Here is a 744-nt window from a genome sequence, read left to right as displayed (position 1 = left end):
GGGGGCGAGCTGTAAGCCCAGCACCAACACACGAGGCCCGCGCGGGCCTCTTTCTTTTTGAGGATGGCATGAATGAGTTGGCACTTTTCGCGGGCGCTGGTGGAGGAATTCTTGGCGGCCACCTCCTCGGATGGAACACCGTTTGCGCCGTCGAATGGGAGCCCTACGCCGCGGCTGTACTTGCAGCCCGACAGAATGACGGCCTTCTCCCGCATTTCCCGATCTGGGATGACGTGCGCACCTTTGACGGACGGCCATGGCGCGGCCTTGTTAACGTGGTTTCTGGCGGATTCCCGTGCCAGGACATCAGCGCCGCCGGCGCCGGCGCAGGCATCGACGGCGCGCGCTCAGGCCTCTGGCGTGAAATGGCCCGAATCATCGGCGAGGTACGACCCAGCCACGTCCTCGTGGAGAACTCACCGCTGCTTGTGGGACGAGGCCTTGCCGTGGTCATCGGTGACCTTGCCGCGCTGGGGTATGACGCGCAGTGGGCTTGTCTTGCGGCATCCGACCTTGGAGCGCCCCATCAGCGGGACCGCATCTGGCTTGTGGCAAACGCCCGTTGCGGACGATGCAGTGAACCGCTCGGCCGGGAAGTGGAACAGCCGCGGCGAGCCGAAGCTGTCGGCCCAGGTGATGGTCTGGCCCACGCCGACCGCCCAGGACTCGCGGCAGGCCGGAGGAAAAGGGTGCATAGCCAGGGGCAAGAGGGGGCTGTCATTGCACCAAGCAACCCAGCTCTGG

General features: G+C 65.6%; 1 protein-coding gene. It reads left to right on the top strand.

All coding sequences use genetic code 11. The features are described from left to right. Positions 1 to 68: 68 nt before the first annotated feature. A partial coding sequence (locus tag MY55_RS24710; protein ID WP_208856079.1) for a DNA cytosine methyltransferase occupies positions 69 to 744 on the top strand: 676 nt, incomplete at its 3' end.

The sequence above is a fragment of the Chromobacterium subtsugae genome, from assembly GCF_001676875.1.
GTDB lineage: Bacteria > Pseudomonadota > Gammaproteobacteria > Burkholderiales > Chromobacteriaceae > Chromobacterium > Chromobacterium subtsugae.
Note: the sequence above shows the minus strand (reverse complement) of the source record. Positions and strands in the feature narration are given on the sequence as shown.